This window comes from Mycobacterium sp. E2479 (assembly GCF_001667925.1).
GTDB lineage: Bacteria > Actinomycetota > Actinomycetes > Mycobacteriales > Mycobacteriaceae > Mycobacterium.
Genome location: NZ_LZJR01000121.1, coordinates 42,706 through 56,577, shown reverse-complemented (window position 1 = coordinate 56,577; position 13,872 = coordinate 42,706). Strand labels below are relative to the sequence as shown.

Annotated in this window: 14 protein-coding genes and 1 pseudogene; 8 read left to right on the top strand and 7 right to left on the bottom strand. The window is 65.3% G+C overall.

Features of this window, described 5'->3' with window-relative positions; translation table 11 throughout:
- The first annotated feature begins 14 nt into the window (after positions 1-14).
- Both A5686_RS17980 and A5686_RS17975 read left to right on the top strand, forming a co-directional pair.
- Positions 15-743 (top strand): TetR/AcrR family transcriptional regulator, encoded by a 729-nt coding sequence (locus A5686_RS17980; RefSeq protein ID WP_067937074.1) that lies wholly within the window; start codon positions 15-17, stop codon positions 741-743.
- 149 nt (positions 744-892) lie between these two features.
- Positions 893-2,446: an NAD(P)/FAD-dependent oxidoreductase gene (locus A5686_RS17975; RefSeq protein ID WP_067937071.1), complete on the top strand. Its 1,554-nt coding sequence runs from the start codon at positions 893-895 to the stop codon at positions 2,444-2,446.
- On the opposite strand, the gene A5686_RS17970 is transcribed toward A5686_RS17975, so the two are convergent.
- Positions 2,414-3,322, bottom strand: a complete 909-nt coding sequence (locus A5686_RS17970) for an SDR family oxidoreductase (RefSeq protein WP_067937068.1) — start codon at positions 3,320-3,322, stop codon at positions 2,414-2,416. The two genes, A5686_RS17975 and A5686_RS17970, sit on opposite strands and share 33 nt — an antisense overlap.
- 113 nt (positions 3,323-3,435) lie before the next feature.
- On the opposite strand from A5686_RS17970, the gene A5686_RS17965 reads away from it, so the two are divergent.
- Positions 3,436-4,008 (top strand): TetR/AcrR family transcriptional regulator, encoded by a 573-nt coding sequence (locus tag A5686_RS17965; RefSeq protein WP_067937065.1) that lies wholly within the window; start codon positions 3,436-3,438, stop codon positions 4,006-4,008.
- Here A5686_RS17965 and A5686_RS17960 read toward each other — a convergent pair.
- Both A5686_RS17960 and A5686_RS17955 read right to left on the bottom strand, forming a co-directional pair.
- Entirely contained in the window at positions 3,980-4,525 is a 546-nt protein-coding gene (locus A5686_RS17960; protein WP_067937062.1) for a TetR/AcrR family transcriptional regulator, read from the bottom strand. The genes A5686_RS17965 and A5686_RS17960 overlap by 29 nt on opposite strands.
- Positions 4,509-4,955: an SRPBCC family protein gene (locus tag A5686_RS17955; RefSeq protein ID WP_067937060.1), complete on the bottom strand. Its 447-nt coding sequence runs from the start codon at positions 4,953-4,955 to the stop codon at positions 4,509-4,511. The genes A5686_RS17960 and A5686_RS17955 overlap by 17 nt, the downstream gene beginning before the upstream one ends.
- A 67-nt stretch (positions 4,956-5,022) precedes the next feature.
- Here A5686_RS17955 and A5686_RS17950 point away from each other — a divergent pair.
- Both A5686_RS17950 and nrdF read left to right on the top strand, forming a co-directional pair.
- Positions 5,023-5,508, top strand: a pseudogene (locus A5686_RS17950) (TIGR03085 family protein); the annotation flags it as partial.
- Between the two features lie 135 nt (positions 5,509-5,643).
- On the top strand, positions 5,644-6,618 hold the full coding sequence (nrdF, locus tag A5686_RS17945; RefSeq protein WP_197520618.1) for a class 1b ribonucleoside-diphosphate reductase subunit beta: 975 nt from the start codon (positions 5,644-5,646) through the stop codon (positions 6,616-6,618).
- A gap of 303 nt (positions 6,619-6,921) precedes the next feature.
- Here the strand turns inward: nrdF and A5686_RS17940 are convergent, their stop codons facing one another.
- Positions 6,922-7,203 (bottom strand): hypothetical protein, encoded by a 282-nt coding sequence (locus A5686_RS17940; RefSeq protein ID WP_067937054.1) that lies wholly within the window; start codon positions 7,201-7,203, stop codon positions 6,922-6,924.
- A 69-nt stretch (positions 7,204-7,272) separates the two neighbouring features.
- Positions 7,273-7,602 (bottom strand): hypothetical protein, encoded by a 330-nt coding sequence (locus A5686_RS27660; protein WP_197520622.1) that lies wholly within the window; start codon positions 7,600-7,602, stop codon positions 7,273-7,275.
- A 249-nt stretch (positions 7,603-7,851) separates the two neighbouring features.
- On the opposite strand from A5686_RS27660, the gene A5686_RS17930 reads away from it, so the two are divergent.
- Complete coding sequence (locus A5686_RS17930) at positions 7,852-8,277, top strand: DUF3349 domain-containing protein (protein ID WP_067937048.1); 426 nt, start codon at positions 7,852-7,854, stop codon at positions 8,275-8,277.
- A 14-nt stretch (positions 8,278-8,291) separates the two neighbouring features.
- On the opposite strand, the gene A5686_RS17925 is transcribed toward A5686_RS17930, so the two are convergent.
- Positions 8,292-9,332 carry an NAD(P)-dependent alcohol dehydrogenase gene (locus tag A5686_RS17925; RefSeq protein WP_067937045.1) on the bottom strand — a complete coding sequence of 347 codons (1,041 nt, stop codon included), beginning with the start codon at positions 9,330-9,332 and terminating at the stop codon, positions 8,292-8,294.
- A gap of 119 nt (positions 9,333-9,451) precedes the next feature.
- Positions 9,452-10,558 (bottom strand): iron-siderophore ABC transporter substrate-binding protein, encoded by a 1,107-nt coding sequence (locus A5686_RS17920; RefSeq protein ID WP_067937041.1) that lies wholly within the window; start codon positions 10,556-10,558, stop codon positions 9,452-9,454.
- A 234-nt stretch (positions 10,559-10,792) separates the two neighbouring features.
- Here A5686_RS17920 and ctaD point away from each other — a divergent pair, with 234 nt between their 5' ends.
- Positions 10,793-12,553: a cytochrome c oxidase subunit I gene (gene ctaD / locus A5686_RS17915; protein WP_231986411.1), complete on the top strand. Its 1,761-nt coding sequence runs from the start codon at positions 10,793-10,795 to the stop codon at positions 12,551-12,553.
- 15 nt (positions 12,554-12,568) lie between these two features.
- On the top strand, positions 12,569-13,807 hold the full coding sequence (serB, locus tag A5686_RS17910; RefSeq protein ID WP_067937039.1) for a phosphoserine phosphatase SerB: 1,239 nt from the start codon (positions 12,569-12,571) through the stop codon (positions 13,805-13,807).
- The last annotated feature ends 65 nt before the right edge of the window (positions 13,808-13,872 follow it).

Below are 13,872 nucleotides of genomic sequence, written 5' to 3'. Positions count from 1 at the left end.
TTGACGTGGTGAGAATGCCTCGACCTTCTAGACCCCACCCCAGCGCCAAGCCCGGGGCCAAGGTCGACGCGCGCAGCGAACGCTGGCGCGAGCACCGCAAGAAAGTGCGCAACGAAATCGTCGACGCGGCCTTCCGCGCGATCGACCGCCTCGGGCCCGAGCTGTCGGTGCGAGAAATCGCCGAGGAGGCCGGCACCGCCAAACCGAAGATCTACCGCCATTTTCACGACAAATCGGACCTGTTCGAGGCGATCGGGGAGCGGCTGCGCGACATGCTGTGGGCAGCGATCTTTCCGTCCATCGACCTGAGGACCGACTCGGCCCGCGAGGTGATTCGGCGCAGCGTCGAGGAGTACGTGATCCTGGTCGACAAGCATCCCAACGTGCTGCGCGTGTTCATCCAGGGCCGGTCGGCGGCCACCCCCCAGGTCCTCAACGAGGGACGTGGAATCACCCTGGCCGTGGCCGACATGTTCGACAGCGAGCTCAGCGAGATGGAGCTCGACCACGCGGCGGTCGAACTCGCCGGGCACGCGGCGTTCGGCTGTGCCGCGTCGGCCACCGAGTGGTGGCTGGGTCCCGAGCCGGACAGCCCGCGGCTGATGTCGCGCGAGCAGTTCGTCGCGCATTTGACGACGATCATGATGGGAGTGATCGTCGGCACCGCCGAGGCCCTGGGTATCACGATGAATCCTGACCTGCCGATTCACGACATGGTGGCCGGCAACCCGGCTGTGAGCTGAGCGAGCAGCGCCGTTGACAACCGTCGCGGCCATCGATAACACTCGTCCCAACCGATACCCTGGGTACTGGGTATCTGCGTCAGCCGGGGCGCAGGCGAATACGCTGGCTAACGCCGACCCGTAGGCCTGGATAGAAGGACCGATCGACCGTGACCGACGTCGTGACACAAACCGAGACAATCCCGGGGGCTACCGCCCAAAGGCCGGTGCACACGCGCGCCGTCATCATCGGGACCGGATTCTCCGGCCTGGGGATGGCCATCGCGCTGCAGAAGCAGGGCGTCGGTTTCGTCATCCTGGAAAAGGCCGACGACATCGGCGGCACGTGGCGAGACAACAGTTACCCCGGGTGCGCCTGCGACATCCCGTCGCATCTGTACTCGTTCTCGTTCGAACCGAAGCCCGACTGGAAAAACCCGTTCTCTTTCCAGCCCGAGATTTGGGACTACCTCAAAGGTGTCACCGAGAAGTACGGCCTGCGCCGCTACGTCGAATTCAACTCGCTGGTTGACCGTGCCCACTGGGATGATGACGAGAACCGCTGGCACGTGTTCACCGCGGACGGGCGCGAGTACGTCGCGCAATTCCTGATCTCGGGTGCCGGCGCGCTCCACATCCCGTCCATGCCCGACATCCAGGGACGAGACGAATTTCGCGGCGCCGCTTTCCATTCCGCGGAGTGGGACCACAGTGTCGACCTGACCGGAAAGCGGGTGGCGGTGATCGGAACCGGCGCGAGTGCGATCCAGATCGTGCCGGAGATCGTCGGACAGGTCGCCGAACTTCAGCTCTACCAACGCACTCCGCCGTGGGTGGTCCCGCGCTCGAACCCCGAGATCCCATCGGCCGTGCGCCGGGCCATGGAGAACGTGCCCGGCCTGCGCGCGATGGTCCGGCTCGCGATCTACTGGAGCCAGGAAGCGCTGGCCATCGGCATGACCAAACGGCCGAACCTGCTCAAGTTCATCGAGTCCTACTGCAAATACAACATTCGCCGCTCGGTCAAGGACAAGGAGCTGCGGCGCAAGCTGATCCCGAACTACCGCATCGGCTGCAAGCGAATCCTGAACTCCTCCACCTATTACGGCGCGGTCGCCGACCCCAAGACCGAACTGGTCACCGACCACATTTCGAGGATCACCGCCGACGGCATCGTCACGGCCGACGGCACCCACCGCCAGGCCGACGTGATCGTGTACGCCACCGGCTTCCACGTCACCGACTCCTACACCTACGTCCAGATCAAGGGACTGCACGGCGAGGACCTGGTGGACCGCTGGAACCGCGAGGGCATCGGCGCGCACCGCGGCATCACCGTCGCCGACGTGCCCAACCTGTTCTTCCTGCTGGGACCCAACACCGGGCTGGGACACAACTCGGTGGTGTTCATGATCGAATCCCAGATCCGTTACGTCGCAGACGCTATCGCGACTTGCGACAAGCTGGGCGCGCAGGCGCTGGCTCCAACCCGCGCCGCCCAGGACAAGTTCAACGACGAGTTGCAACGCAGGCTGGGCCCGTCGGTGTGGAACAGCGGCGGTTGCAGCAGCTGGTATCTGGACGAGCACGGCAAGAACACGGTGCTCTGGGGCGGCTACACCTGGGAGTACTGGCGGGCGACTCGCTCGGTCAAGCTCGACGAGTACCAGTTCTTCGGGGTTGGCAAAGGTTCACACGCCGACCGCCGCGCGGCGGCCGTTTAGAGCCGGGCCTTTGGTAAAAGACCGAAGATTGCGGCGCACGATGCGGTCCAGGACCCGGTCGGAGATGACGCGGCTGAGTCGCACGAGGATCGCAGCGTCGCGTCCGACGGTGTAGCGAGTCCGGGGGCGAGACGCGGTCGCGGCCTTGGCGATCACCTTCGCGGCGTGTTCGGCCGGAACGCCAATATCCTTGAACGACCGCGCCTGTGCCGTGACGGCCGTCGTGACATCGCCGTAGCGGGCGAGTTGGCCGGCGGTCATGTCGGCCATCAGTTCCTCCGCCGTGGCGATTCCACGCTCGGCGATCTCGGTCTTGACCGCGCCGGGTTCGACGACGACCACCTTGACGCCCAGGTCTGTGACCTCACGACGCAGGGCGTCGCTGACGGCCTCGAGGGCGAACTTCGAACCGGCATAGGCGCCGTAGGTCGGCAAGACCACCTTGCCGCCGACGGAACTGATGTTCACGACCGTGCCCGAGCTGCGCAGCAGGGCCGGCAAGAGCGCCTGGGTGATCGCAATGTGGCCGAACAGATTCACCTCGAACTGCCGGCGCCACTGGTCGATCGGCAGCGTTTCAACCGGCGCATTGATCGCGATCCCGGCGTTGTTGACCAGCGCGCGAAGGGGGCGCGGGTCATCGGCGATTCGCGCGGCGATGGCAGCCACGTTTGATTCGACGGTGATGTCGAGGATGCGCGGCTCGATCCCTTCGATGCCCAAGCCGCGCAACGTTTCGGCGTCGGCCTCGCGGCGTACGCCTGCCAGCACATGAAAACCTTTGCGGGCCAGCTCTTTAGCCGTGGCCGCGCCGATGCCGGTCGAAGCGCCGGTCACGACGATCAGTTCGTGACGGTCGGTATGCGAGGAATTCATGGCGGGCTCCGTCCGGGTGGGGGGTTTGAGTTGACGCTGTCATCTCAAAATAACAGTTGAGTTGACGTTGTCAACTGCAAGTCGGCGGCCACGCATCGGCTTATGCTCGCCGAGTGACGACACGGGCCGAGAGCGCCGCGGCGACCCGCAGGTCGCTGATCGAGGCGGCCGGGGTCCTGCTCGACCTCGGCGGGGTCGAGGCGGTCACGCTGCGTGAGGTGGGTGCTCGCAGTGGGGTGTCGCGCTCGGCGGCGTATCGCCACTTCGCCGACAAGGATGCGCTGCTGGCAGTCCTGGCCACCAACGCTTTGAGCGAATTGGCCGACGCGCTCGAAATATTGGCCAATAGCAGCGAACCGCCCGAAGAGTCGTTGCGCACCGGCCTGCTGTCGCTGATCGCGATCGGGCGCACCCGCCCGCACCTCTACCGCCTGATGTTCACCCCACCCGCCGGTGATCCGACTGAAGCGATCCGGGTGGCCGAACGCGCGCAGGATCTGTTTCTCGAGATAGTTGGTCGCATCACGGGTGCGCAGCACGCGCGACGCTACGGGGCCCTCATTTTGACCAGCGCCCACGGCATCACGGGTTTGGACTTAAGCGGCCACATGGATCTGGACAAGTGGCACACCAACGCCGAGGAACTCGTCGACACGCTCATCTCGCTGCTGCCAAGAGCCCGATGAATGCCCGCGCGGCAGCGTCCACGCCGGCCTCATCGTCGGTGGCCACCAGGTCGAGGAGCAAGCCCCGGGTGACGGCAAGCCCCAACCTCACCATCGCGGGGTCCACTGGGGCGTCGGCGATTTTCTCGACTTCCCGCAGCCAGCCGTCGACGGCACCGGGAACCATTCGCGCGAAAGGCTTTTCGCCCTGGGCAGCGCGCGCGTAGCACTCGAAGAAGAGCCGCTCCAGCTGGCGTAGGTCGGGAAGTCGAACGTCGGCCCACATCGCGGCGAAGCCGTCGGCCGGGTTCATCGGCAGATCGGGGACGACAGCCATCTGGCGGCGCTCGACCTCCTCGACGATCGCCACCAGCAGATCCTCGCGGGACCCGAAGTGGTGCAACAGCATTCGATGGCTGGTGCCCACCGCGCCGGCCACCTCGCGTAGGGAACGGTCGCCGATGCCGCCGGCGGCGAACTCTTCGATCAGCGCGTCGAGCAGTTGCCGGCGCCGCTGGGCGTCAGGAGTGCGCGCCATCGGCGCGGCTGAGTTGCTCAGACCGCGCCTTGAGGCCCCGGGCCTCCATCTCGAGGAAGCGCTTGGTCTTCTTGACCATCAACCGCCCGACCAGCGCGCCAAGTACGCCGCGCTGGTCGAGTTCCTGGCGCACCAGCGTGCCGCCGTCGGGCCGGGCGGTCACGAAGTGGCGCGCGATGACCTTCGCGCCGGGGGTGCGCTGGACCCAGGTCCAGGACGTGCCCGGGTCGACCCCGGTGACCTGCCAGACCAGCTTCTGCATGCCGGGCTGCTTGATCGCGAACCGCCGGCCCACGGCGAGGGCGGGACCGTCCTGCCCCACCAGGGAAGTCACCGACGCGGTCCACTCCGGCCAGCGCTCGACAGCGCTGAAGACGTCCCATACCAGCTGCGGTGGCGCGTCGATCTCGATGCTGTCTTCGGTAAACATGTACCAAATGGTACATGTTTTGGCCGGCCTTGCCTACCCCTTATGCGACGCGGGGGTTGAGCGCGCGTGCATCGTTATGCCGGGCCCGTTCCAGCGATTCGCCGAGCGGCGTCGCGCTGGATTGGCATGCCGGCGGGATTTCGCGTGGCTGGTCGCGCGGATCCGGTCCGGCCCGCCCGTCGGCTTCTTCCGGATCGGATGGGTGCGCCGCAGCGCGAATCTCAACGAGTTCTTCCATCCCGAGGACGTCCGCCACGCCAACGGGCGAGGTCCCCGCAACCTGTTTCCCGCGATGGACGCTGGCCTGTGGCACAACGTTTGCCGCGGCGGCCGCTTCCTGAGTCGGCGGCTGCGCGTGTGCGGGCTCGAGATCGAGTGGGCCGAAACCAAGGAGCGGGTGACGGTTCGGACGGGTAAACCCACGGCGCGACTCAGCGGTGGGCAGGGCGAACTCGTACTGTATCTTTTCGGGCGCCAGGGCGCCGCGCAGGTCGACGTGAGTGGGCCGCCGGAGGCCGTCACGGAGGTGCTTCGCACGCACTTAGGCATGTAGGCAGTGCCGGTTCGGGCGACACGCTGAACACTACTTCTTGTGCTGCGGCGGCTTGTCGGCCCCCAGGGGTAGTGTTTGAGGTCCAAGAGCAGCAAACGATCCGGCTGCAAAAATGGCGTATGAAGTGGGGTTCTGGTGAGCGAAAACATGAAGCTGATCGACCGCGTTTCGGCGATCAACTGGAACCGACTGCAAGACGAAAAGGACGCCGAGGTCTGGGACCGGCTGACCGGCAACTTCTGGTTGCCCGAGAAGGTGCCGGTGTCCAACGACCTGCCGTCCTGGGGCACCCTGACTGCCCACGAAAAGCAGATGACCATGCGGGTCTTCACCGGCTTGACGCTGCTGGACACGATCCAGGGCACGGTCGGGGCGGTCAGCCTCATCCCGGACGCGTTGACCCCGCACGAAGAAGCGGTCTACACCAACATCGCCTTCATGGAGTCCGTGCACGCGCGCAGCTACAGCAACATCTTCTCCACGCTGTGCTCGACCGCCGAGATCGATGACGCGTTCCGTTGGTCGGAGGAAAACCCCAACCTGCAGCGCAAGGCCGAGATCGTCATGCAGTACTATAAGGGCGACGAACCGCTCAAGCGCAAGGTCGCCTCCACCCTGCTGGAGAGTTTCCTGTTCTACTCCGGCTTCTATCTGCCGATGTACTGGTCGAGCCGCGCCAAGCTGACCAACACGGCCGACATGATCCGCCTGATCATCCGCGACGAGGCCGTGCACGGTTACTACATCGGCTACAAGTACCAGCGCGGCCTGGCGCTGGTCGACGACACGCGCAAGCAGGAGCTCAAGGACTACACCTACGAGCTGCTCTTCGAGCTCTACGACAACGAGGTCGAGTACACCCAGGACCTCTACGACGAGGTCGGGCTGACCGAGGACGTCAAGAAATTCTTGCGCTACAACGCCAACAAGGCGCTGATGAACCTCGGTTACGAGGCGCTGTTCCCGCGCGACGAGACCGACGTCAACCCGGCGATTCTGTCCGCGCTGTCACCCAACGCCGACGAGAACCACGACTTCTTCTCCGGCTCGGGCTCGTCGTACGTGATCGGCAAGGCCGTCGTCACCGAGGACGAGGACTGGGACTTCTGACTCGTCAGTGACCCTGCTGAATGACGCCGCCTATGCTCGGCCGCGAATCAGGTGAGGCGAGACTGCAGTAGAAGCAACCCCGGGGCGGCGAGTCGGTCGAATGCGACGGGGCGTCCGCATACTGCCGACATCAGCGCTTCTCCCGGCCCCTGGATCGCTTCGCCGTGCCCCCCGATCGATGCTGCCATGGCGAATGCCGCTGGTCAGTAAGCGCCAGAATCCGTCGACGAAATCGCTAACCAAATGCGCGGCAACGGTTTTGACATCCCATCCAGCGCGGAGGCTTGCCGTGGACGGGCTCGATCAGGCTTCGGCACTGCCCGGTGAAGTCCCGTCCATTGTGCGCATGTCATCGTCGTGGTGGCGGAAGATACTGACGATCGCCTGGATAAACGACGTCCGGCCGACCTTCTCGCCACCCGGTAGGTCACTGTATATGTGGAGTGCTCCGCAGGTAAGAAACGACATGACCACGCTGAACACCTCAAGACCCACGTTCACGGCCTGCGTAGCGATGCTTTCGCCACCCGAATCGGTGGGGATGCTCACGTCGCGCCCGTGCTCACCGTCATTCTCGGCTACCATGCCCGTTCCCCCGGTTGATTTACCTTGAACAGCGGAATCACGTACTCGATCAAGCTACGGGTAGGCACGCTATTCGGAGAGATGTTGCGCCTGCGTCGGCGAATAGATCCTGGGTTTGAAAGTCGCCATCACCGGCAAGCGCAGCGTTACGCCGCCGGCCACCGGCACGCGGACCATGAAGTAGACAACCTGCATGTCCAGACCCATTTGGAGGCGCATCTCCCGAAGGGGCTGAGTCTGCACCCCCAGGCCCATTCCCCGCAAGCGGGCGCCGATGCCGCGTTGAAACGACTCGGCCGGATCAGACGGCCTCGGAACGCTCGGCGCCGAATTATTCGGGTTCCCAATACTCACAGAAACAATGGGGGGTTTCCGGTTCTTCGCGGACGGAGTCGTCATGGCTCGACTGTACTCTGCAAGAAGGGCGCCGACCTTAGAAAATCACGTTGACCAGTGCCAGTAGCCCGTGGTCCTCACGAGAGCACTGCGCTTGCTGTGGCCACATGGCGCACTCGACAACCAGGCGTAACTGCCAGCGGGATCGTGCACGGCGAAGGACAGGTCTAGCCGGGTAAACGGCGTATGAATTGTCTGGACGGACTTGCGCCGCGGTAGCGCGGGCGACACGGCTGCCCTGACACTGTTGGGGTGACGAATACCGCCGCCTCTCACACCAGCAACTTCTGCCGCTCCGTGCTGCGCTGGCTGCGCGCGGGCTACCCCGAGGGCGTCCCCGGGCCCGACCGCGTGCCGCTGTTGGCGCTGCTGCGCAGCACCCCATTGACCGAGGAACAAATCGCCGAGGTGGTCCACAACATCGCCGTCAACGGCTCCGCGGCGATCGCCGACGGCGTTATCGACCGTGACGAGATCGCCCATTTCATCTCCGACATGACGCACTACGACGCCGGGCCGGAGAACATCATCCGGGTCGCCGCCAGGCTTGCGGCGGCCGGATGGCCGCTGGCCGGCATCGACGTCAGCGAAGTCATCCCCGGTGACGAGTGGGGTGAGGCCGCGGAGATCGCCGCTCGCGGTGTGGCCTCGAACAGCGCTCCGGGCGTCGCGCTGTAAGCACGGCAGCGTGCCTACAGCTTCGAGATATCGATGACGAAGCGGTAGCGCACGTCGCTGGACAGGACGCGCTCGTAGGCTTCGTTGATGTAGTCGGGCTCGATGAGCTCGATTTCGGGCGTCACGTCGTGCTCGGCGCAGAAATCCAGCATCTCCTGGGTCTCGGCGATGCCGCCGATGTTCGACCCCGATAGGCTGCGGCGCGCCAGCGCAAGCGAGAACGCACCTACCTCCATGGGGTGTTCGGGAATGCCCAACTCGACAAGCGTGCCGTCGACGTCGAGCAGGCTCAGATAGTCATTGAGGTGCAGGTTCGCCGAGACGGTGTTCAGGACGACGTCGAAGCTGTTGCGCAATTTCTTGAACGTTTCGCGCTCGGCGGTGGCGTAGTAGTGCTTGGCGCCCAGCCGCAGCCCGTCCTCCATCTTCTTTAGTGATTGCGACAGCACCGTCACTTCGGCGCCCATCGCCGCGCCGAGCTTGACGCCCATGTGGCCCAGCCCGCCGAGGCCGATGATCGCCAGGCGGGTGTCTTGGCAGACTTTCCAGTGCCGCAGCGGGGAGAACAGCGTGATGCCCGCGCACAGCAGCGGCGCCGCCTTGTCCAGCGGCAGCGAGTCGGGGATGCGCAAGACGAAGTTTTCGTCAACGACGATCGCCTGGCTGTAGCCGCCCTGGGTCGTCGTGCCGTCCTTGTCAGTGGCGTTATAGGTGAAGATCGTGCCTCGGCTGCAGTACTGCTCGAGGCCGGCATTACAACTCCTGCACTGCCCGCAGGAATTCACCATGCAGCCGACGCCGACGTGGTCGCCGACCTTGTGCTTGGTGACGTCGGATCCGACTGCGGTGACGACGCCGGCGATCTCGTGGCCCACCACCAGCGGGTAATGCGGTGTGCCCCATTCGCCTTTGGCCGTGTGGATGTCGGAGTGGCAGATCCCGGCGAACTTGATGTCGATGGCCACATCGTGTGGACCCGGCTCACGTCGCTCGATGGTGGTCTTGGTCAGCGGTGCCGTCGGCGAGGTGGCCGCGTACGCCGAAACTGTGCTCATGAAAAATCCCTCTTCGATTCGATACGTCAACTAAGAAGTTTAGCTAGGGTAAAAGTTATTCCGCCAACGCCCGGGCGAATATCACGTTGTGACGATGTATGCGTTTTGGTCGGGCGCCGTCAGTTGATCGGTGCGTTCACCAGGCGCAAATCGTCGAGGATGCCGCGGGCGGCGATCAGGCCTTCGCCTGTTTGCCATATCTCGTTGTTGACGATGTAGACCCGGTTATCCCGGTTGGCCGACAGCTTGCGCCACGGGTTGCTGTCGAGGATCGTGGCGGCCCGATCGGCGGCGGCCGGGCTGTCGCAGGACACGTAGACGACGTCGGCGTCCGCCATCGATAGGTCAGGATTCTTCACCAGGTCCGCGTCGGTGGCCGCGATCTCGATGTAGGGCTTGTCGGTGAACCGCTGAGAGGCCGGCCGGTCCACGCCAACCGCACCGAGCACGCCGGCGGGAAAGTTGTTGGCGCCGTATACCCGGATCGTGCCCGTCGTCAGCTGCACGATCGACGCCTGGAAATGGGAAGCGTCATGCCGCGCGCCGACGTCGGTGGCACGCTGGGAAAAACCGCTGATCAACCCGGTTACCGCGGCACCGCGGCCGGTTGCGGCGCCAACGGCGCGCAGGTTGTCCTGCCACGCCGCGCCCGGTGCGGCCGTGAACACCGTCGGGGCGATCGCGGTCAGCTGCGGATACAGCGTCGGCGTCAGACCCTGGGACCCCAGGATCAGGTCGGGGTGGGCGGCGGTGATCGCGTTCAGGTCCGGGTGGGAGCGGGTCCCGACCGCGGGTACGGCGTGCACCGCGCCACCAAGATACGCGGGTTGACTCGAGGACCCGTCCGGTAATGCCGCACCGACCACCCGCGACTGCAGGCCCAGCGCACATATCGTGTCGAGCTGGTCGCCGGAGAGCACCACGATGCGCTGCGGGTCGGCGGGCACCTGCACGACGTCCGGTTCGACGCCTGCGGCGTTGTGGACTGGCCGTTTCGCGGAGCCCGGTTCCGCCGCGGCGGCGTCTCGCGCGCACGAGTTGTCGGGGCGGCGGTCGTTTCCGAGCACGCCGGCGCCGGCGATTTGGGTGGTGGGGGTGACCAGGGAACGGGCCGGCGTCTCGCCGGTGTGCTTACCGGATCCGCAGCCCCCGCAGGCCACGATGAGCGCCGCCGCAACCGCGGTCGTCGCGGCCGGCCGGGCGGGCCTGAGGGCGCCGAACAACACGCGTCAGACGCTAACATCCGGCCAGCATGGCGATCGCGAGCGCGGCGGAGCCGGGCGACGCGGGTCGCCACCATTCAGCCAGCGTGACGGCTCCGCGCCGACGGACACGCCGCATCGGCGAGCCATTTACGACAGTTTGTAGGACCAGCCCTGACGGCACCATAATCGACGGCTAAGATTCGTCTCAATACCGATTTTTGGGCCAGTGTCCGATCTGGATGTTTGGAGAAGCTGTTGACAGCCGAAGCGCCCCCCTTGGGTGAACTCGAGGCCGTTCGTCCGTACCCGGACCGCATGGGCCCCAAAGGGAACCTCGTCTACAAACTGATCACCACCACCGATCACAAGATGATCGGCATCATGTACACGGTCACCTGCTTCGCCTTCTTCTTCATAGGCGGGCTGATGGCGTTGCTGATGCGCACCGAGCTCGCCGCTCCCGGGCTGCAGTTCCTGTCGAACGAACAGTTCAACCAGCTGTTCACCATGCACGGCACGATCATGCTGCTGCTGTATGCCACCCCGGTGGTGTTCGGATTCGCCAACCTGGTGCTGCCGTTGCAGATCGGCGCGCCAGACGTGGCCTTCCCCCGACTGAACGCCTTCTCCTTCTGGCTGTTCCTGTTCGGCGGGTTGATCGCGGCCTCCGGTTTCATTGTGCCGGGCGGGGCCGCCGATTTCGGCTGGACCGCATACACGCCCCTGTCTGATGCCGTGCACTCACCCGGCGCCGGGGGCGACCTCTGGATCACCGGCCTGATCGTCGCGGGTCTGGGCACCATCCTGGGTGCGGTCAACATGATCACCACTGTGGTGTGCATGCGTGCGCCCGGGATGACGATGTTCCGGATGCCGATCTTCACCTGGAACATCCTGGTCACCTCGATCCTGATTCTGATCGCGTTCCCGATCCTGACAGCGGCGCTGTTCGGGCTGGCCGCCGATCGACATCTAGGTGCCCATGTCTACGACGCGGCCAATGGCGGAGTCTTGTTGTGGCAACACCTGTTCTGGTTCTTCGGTCACCCCGAGGTGTACATCATCGCGCTACCGTTCTTCGGCATCGTGACCGAGATCTTCCCGGTGTTCTCGCGCAAGCCGGTCTTCGGTTACACCACCCTGGTCTACGCGACCCTGTCGATCGCCGCCCTGTCGGTCGCGGTGTGGGCGCACCACATGTTCGCCACGGGAGCCGTTCTGCTGCCGTTCTTCTCGTTCATGACCTATCTGATCGCGGTGCCGACCGGGATCAAGTTCTTCAACTGGATCGGCACGATGTGGAAGGGGCAGTTGACCTTTGAGACGCCGATGCTGTTCTGCATCGGCTTCCTCCTCACCTTCCTGCTGGGTGGTCTGACCGGCGTGCTGCTGGCCAGCCCGCCGCTGGACTTCCACGTGACAGACAGCTATTTCGTGGTCGCGCACTTCCACTACGTGCTGTTCGGCACCATCGTGTTCGCCACGTTCGCAGGGGTGTACTTCTGGTTCCCGAAGATGACGGGCCGGCTGCTCGACGAGCGATTGGGCAAGCTCCACTTCTGGCTGACCTTCATCGGGTTCCACACCACCTTCCTGGTGCAGCACTGGCTGGGCGATCTCGGCATGCCGCGTCGCTATGCCGACTACCTGCCCAGCGACGGCTTCCAGCCCTACAACGTCGCCTCCACGGTGGGCGCCTTCATCCTGGGCGCGTCGATGTTCCCGTTCGTCTGGAACGTCTTCAAGAGCTGGCGTTACGGCGAGGTCGTCACGGTCGACGACCCGTGGGGCTATGGCAACTCTCTGGAGTGGGCGACCAGCTGCCCGCCGCCGCGGCACAACTTCACCGAGCTGCCCCGGATCCGTTCGGAGCGCCCGGCATTCGAATTGCACTACCCACACATGGTGGAGCGGCTTCGCGCTGAGGCGCACGTGGGCCGCCACGCCACGGCTCTCGAGTCGCCCAAGGGCTTCGGTCCGCGAACCGAACCCGATCGCTCGACTGCTGAGCAGTAGCGACAGCTGTCGGGAGTGAACGCGCCACCGAAAGTGTCGGTGTTGATCACCGTCACCGGCGTGGATCAACCAGGCGTGACAGCGAACCTGTTGGAGGCGCTGTCGCGGCACGGAGTCGAGTTGCTCAACGTCGAGCAGGTGGTGATCCGGCGCCGTCTGACACTGGGCGTGCTGGTGTGCTGCCCGGCCGAAGTCGCCGATAGCGCGCAGTTGCGCGATGACGTCGAATCGGCCATCCGCGAGTTGGACCTCGATGTCAGCATCGAGCGCAGCGACGACGTGACCATCATGCGCGAGCCCTCGACGCACACCATTTACGTGCTGGGCCGGCCCATTACCGCCAGCGCGTTCGGCGCGGTGGCCCGTGAGGTCGCAGAGCTGGGCGTCAACATCGACCTGATCCGCGGTGTTTCGGACTATCCGGTGATCGGTCTGGAGCTGCGGGTCTCGGTGCCGCCGGGCGCGGACGGGGCGCTGCGGACCGCCCTGAACCGGGTGTCCAGCGAGGAACAGGTCGACGTGGCGGTCGAGGCCTACAGCCTGGAACGACGCGCCAAGCGGCTCATCGTGTTTGACGTCGACTCGACGCTGGTGCAGGGCGAGGTCATCGAGATGCTGGCGGCCCGGGCGGGCGCCGAGGGCAAGGTCGCCGCGATCACCGACGCCGCGATGCGCGGCGAGCTGGACTTTGCGCAGTCGCTCGAGCAGCGGGTGGCAACGCTGGCGGGTCTGCCCGCCAGCGTGGTCGACGAGATCGCCGATGCTTTGGAACTGATGCCCGGCGCCCGCACCACCATACGGACCTTGCGGCGCCTGGGTTTTGCCTGCGGCCTGGTGTCCGGGGGGTTCCGCCGGATCATCGAGCCGCTGGCCGAGGAGCTGATGATCGATTATGTCGCGGCCAACGAACTGGAGATCATCGACGGCACACTCACCGGCCGGGTGATCGGGCCGATCGTCGACCGGGCCGGAAAAGCCTCGGCGCTAAGGGAATTCGCCAGCCAGGTTGGGGTGCCGATGGCGCAGACCGTCGCGGTGGGCGACGGCGCCAACGACATCGACATGCTGGCCGCGGCCGGACTGGGGATCGCGTTCAACGCCAAACCCGCGCTGCGCGAGGTCGCCGATGCGTCACTGAGCCATCCTTATCTGGACACGGTGCTGCTCCTGCTAGGTGTGACCCGTGGCGAAATCGAGGCCGCCGACGCGGTCGACGGCGAGGTTCGCCGGGTGGAGATCCCGCCCAACCCGTAGCGACCGCAGCCGCGGTGCTGCCCGGGCTGGCGGGGGCGCCACGCAGTGAGGCGCACGACCCGGCA

What these genes read in the sequence shown, in the direction of transcription:
- A5686_RS17980 (WP_067937074.1), top strand. Translation starts at nt 15, where the DNA reads ATGCCTCGACCTTCTAGACCCCACCCCAGCGCCAAGCCCGGGGCCAAG.
- A5686_RS17940 (WP_067937054.1), bottom strand. Translation starts at nt 7,203, where the DNA reads ATGGTAGCCGAGAATGACGGTGAGCACGGGCGCGACGTGAGCATCCCC.
- A5686_RS17970 (WP_067937068.1), bottom strand. Translation starts at nt 3,322, where the DNA reads ATGAATTCCTCGCATACCGACCGTCACGAACTGATCGTCGTGACCGGC.
- A5686_RS17960 (WP_067937062.1), bottom strand. Translation starts at nt 4,525, where the DNA reads ATGGCGCGCACTCCTGACGCCCAGCGGCGCCGGCAACTGCTCGACGCG.
- A5686_RS17955 (WP_067937060.1), bottom strand. Translation starts at nt 4,955, where the DNA reads ATGTTTACCGAAGACAGCATCGAGATCGACGCGCCACCGCAGCTGGTA.
- A5686_RS27660 (WP_197520622.1), bottom strand. Translation starts at nt 7,602, where the DNA reads ATGACGACTCCGTCCGCGAAGAACCGGAAACCCCCCATTGTTTCTGTG.
- A5686_RS17925 (WP_067937045.1), bottom strand. Translation starts at nt 9,332, where the DNA reads ATGAGCACAGTTTCGGCGTACGCGGCCACCTCGCCGACGGCACCGCTG.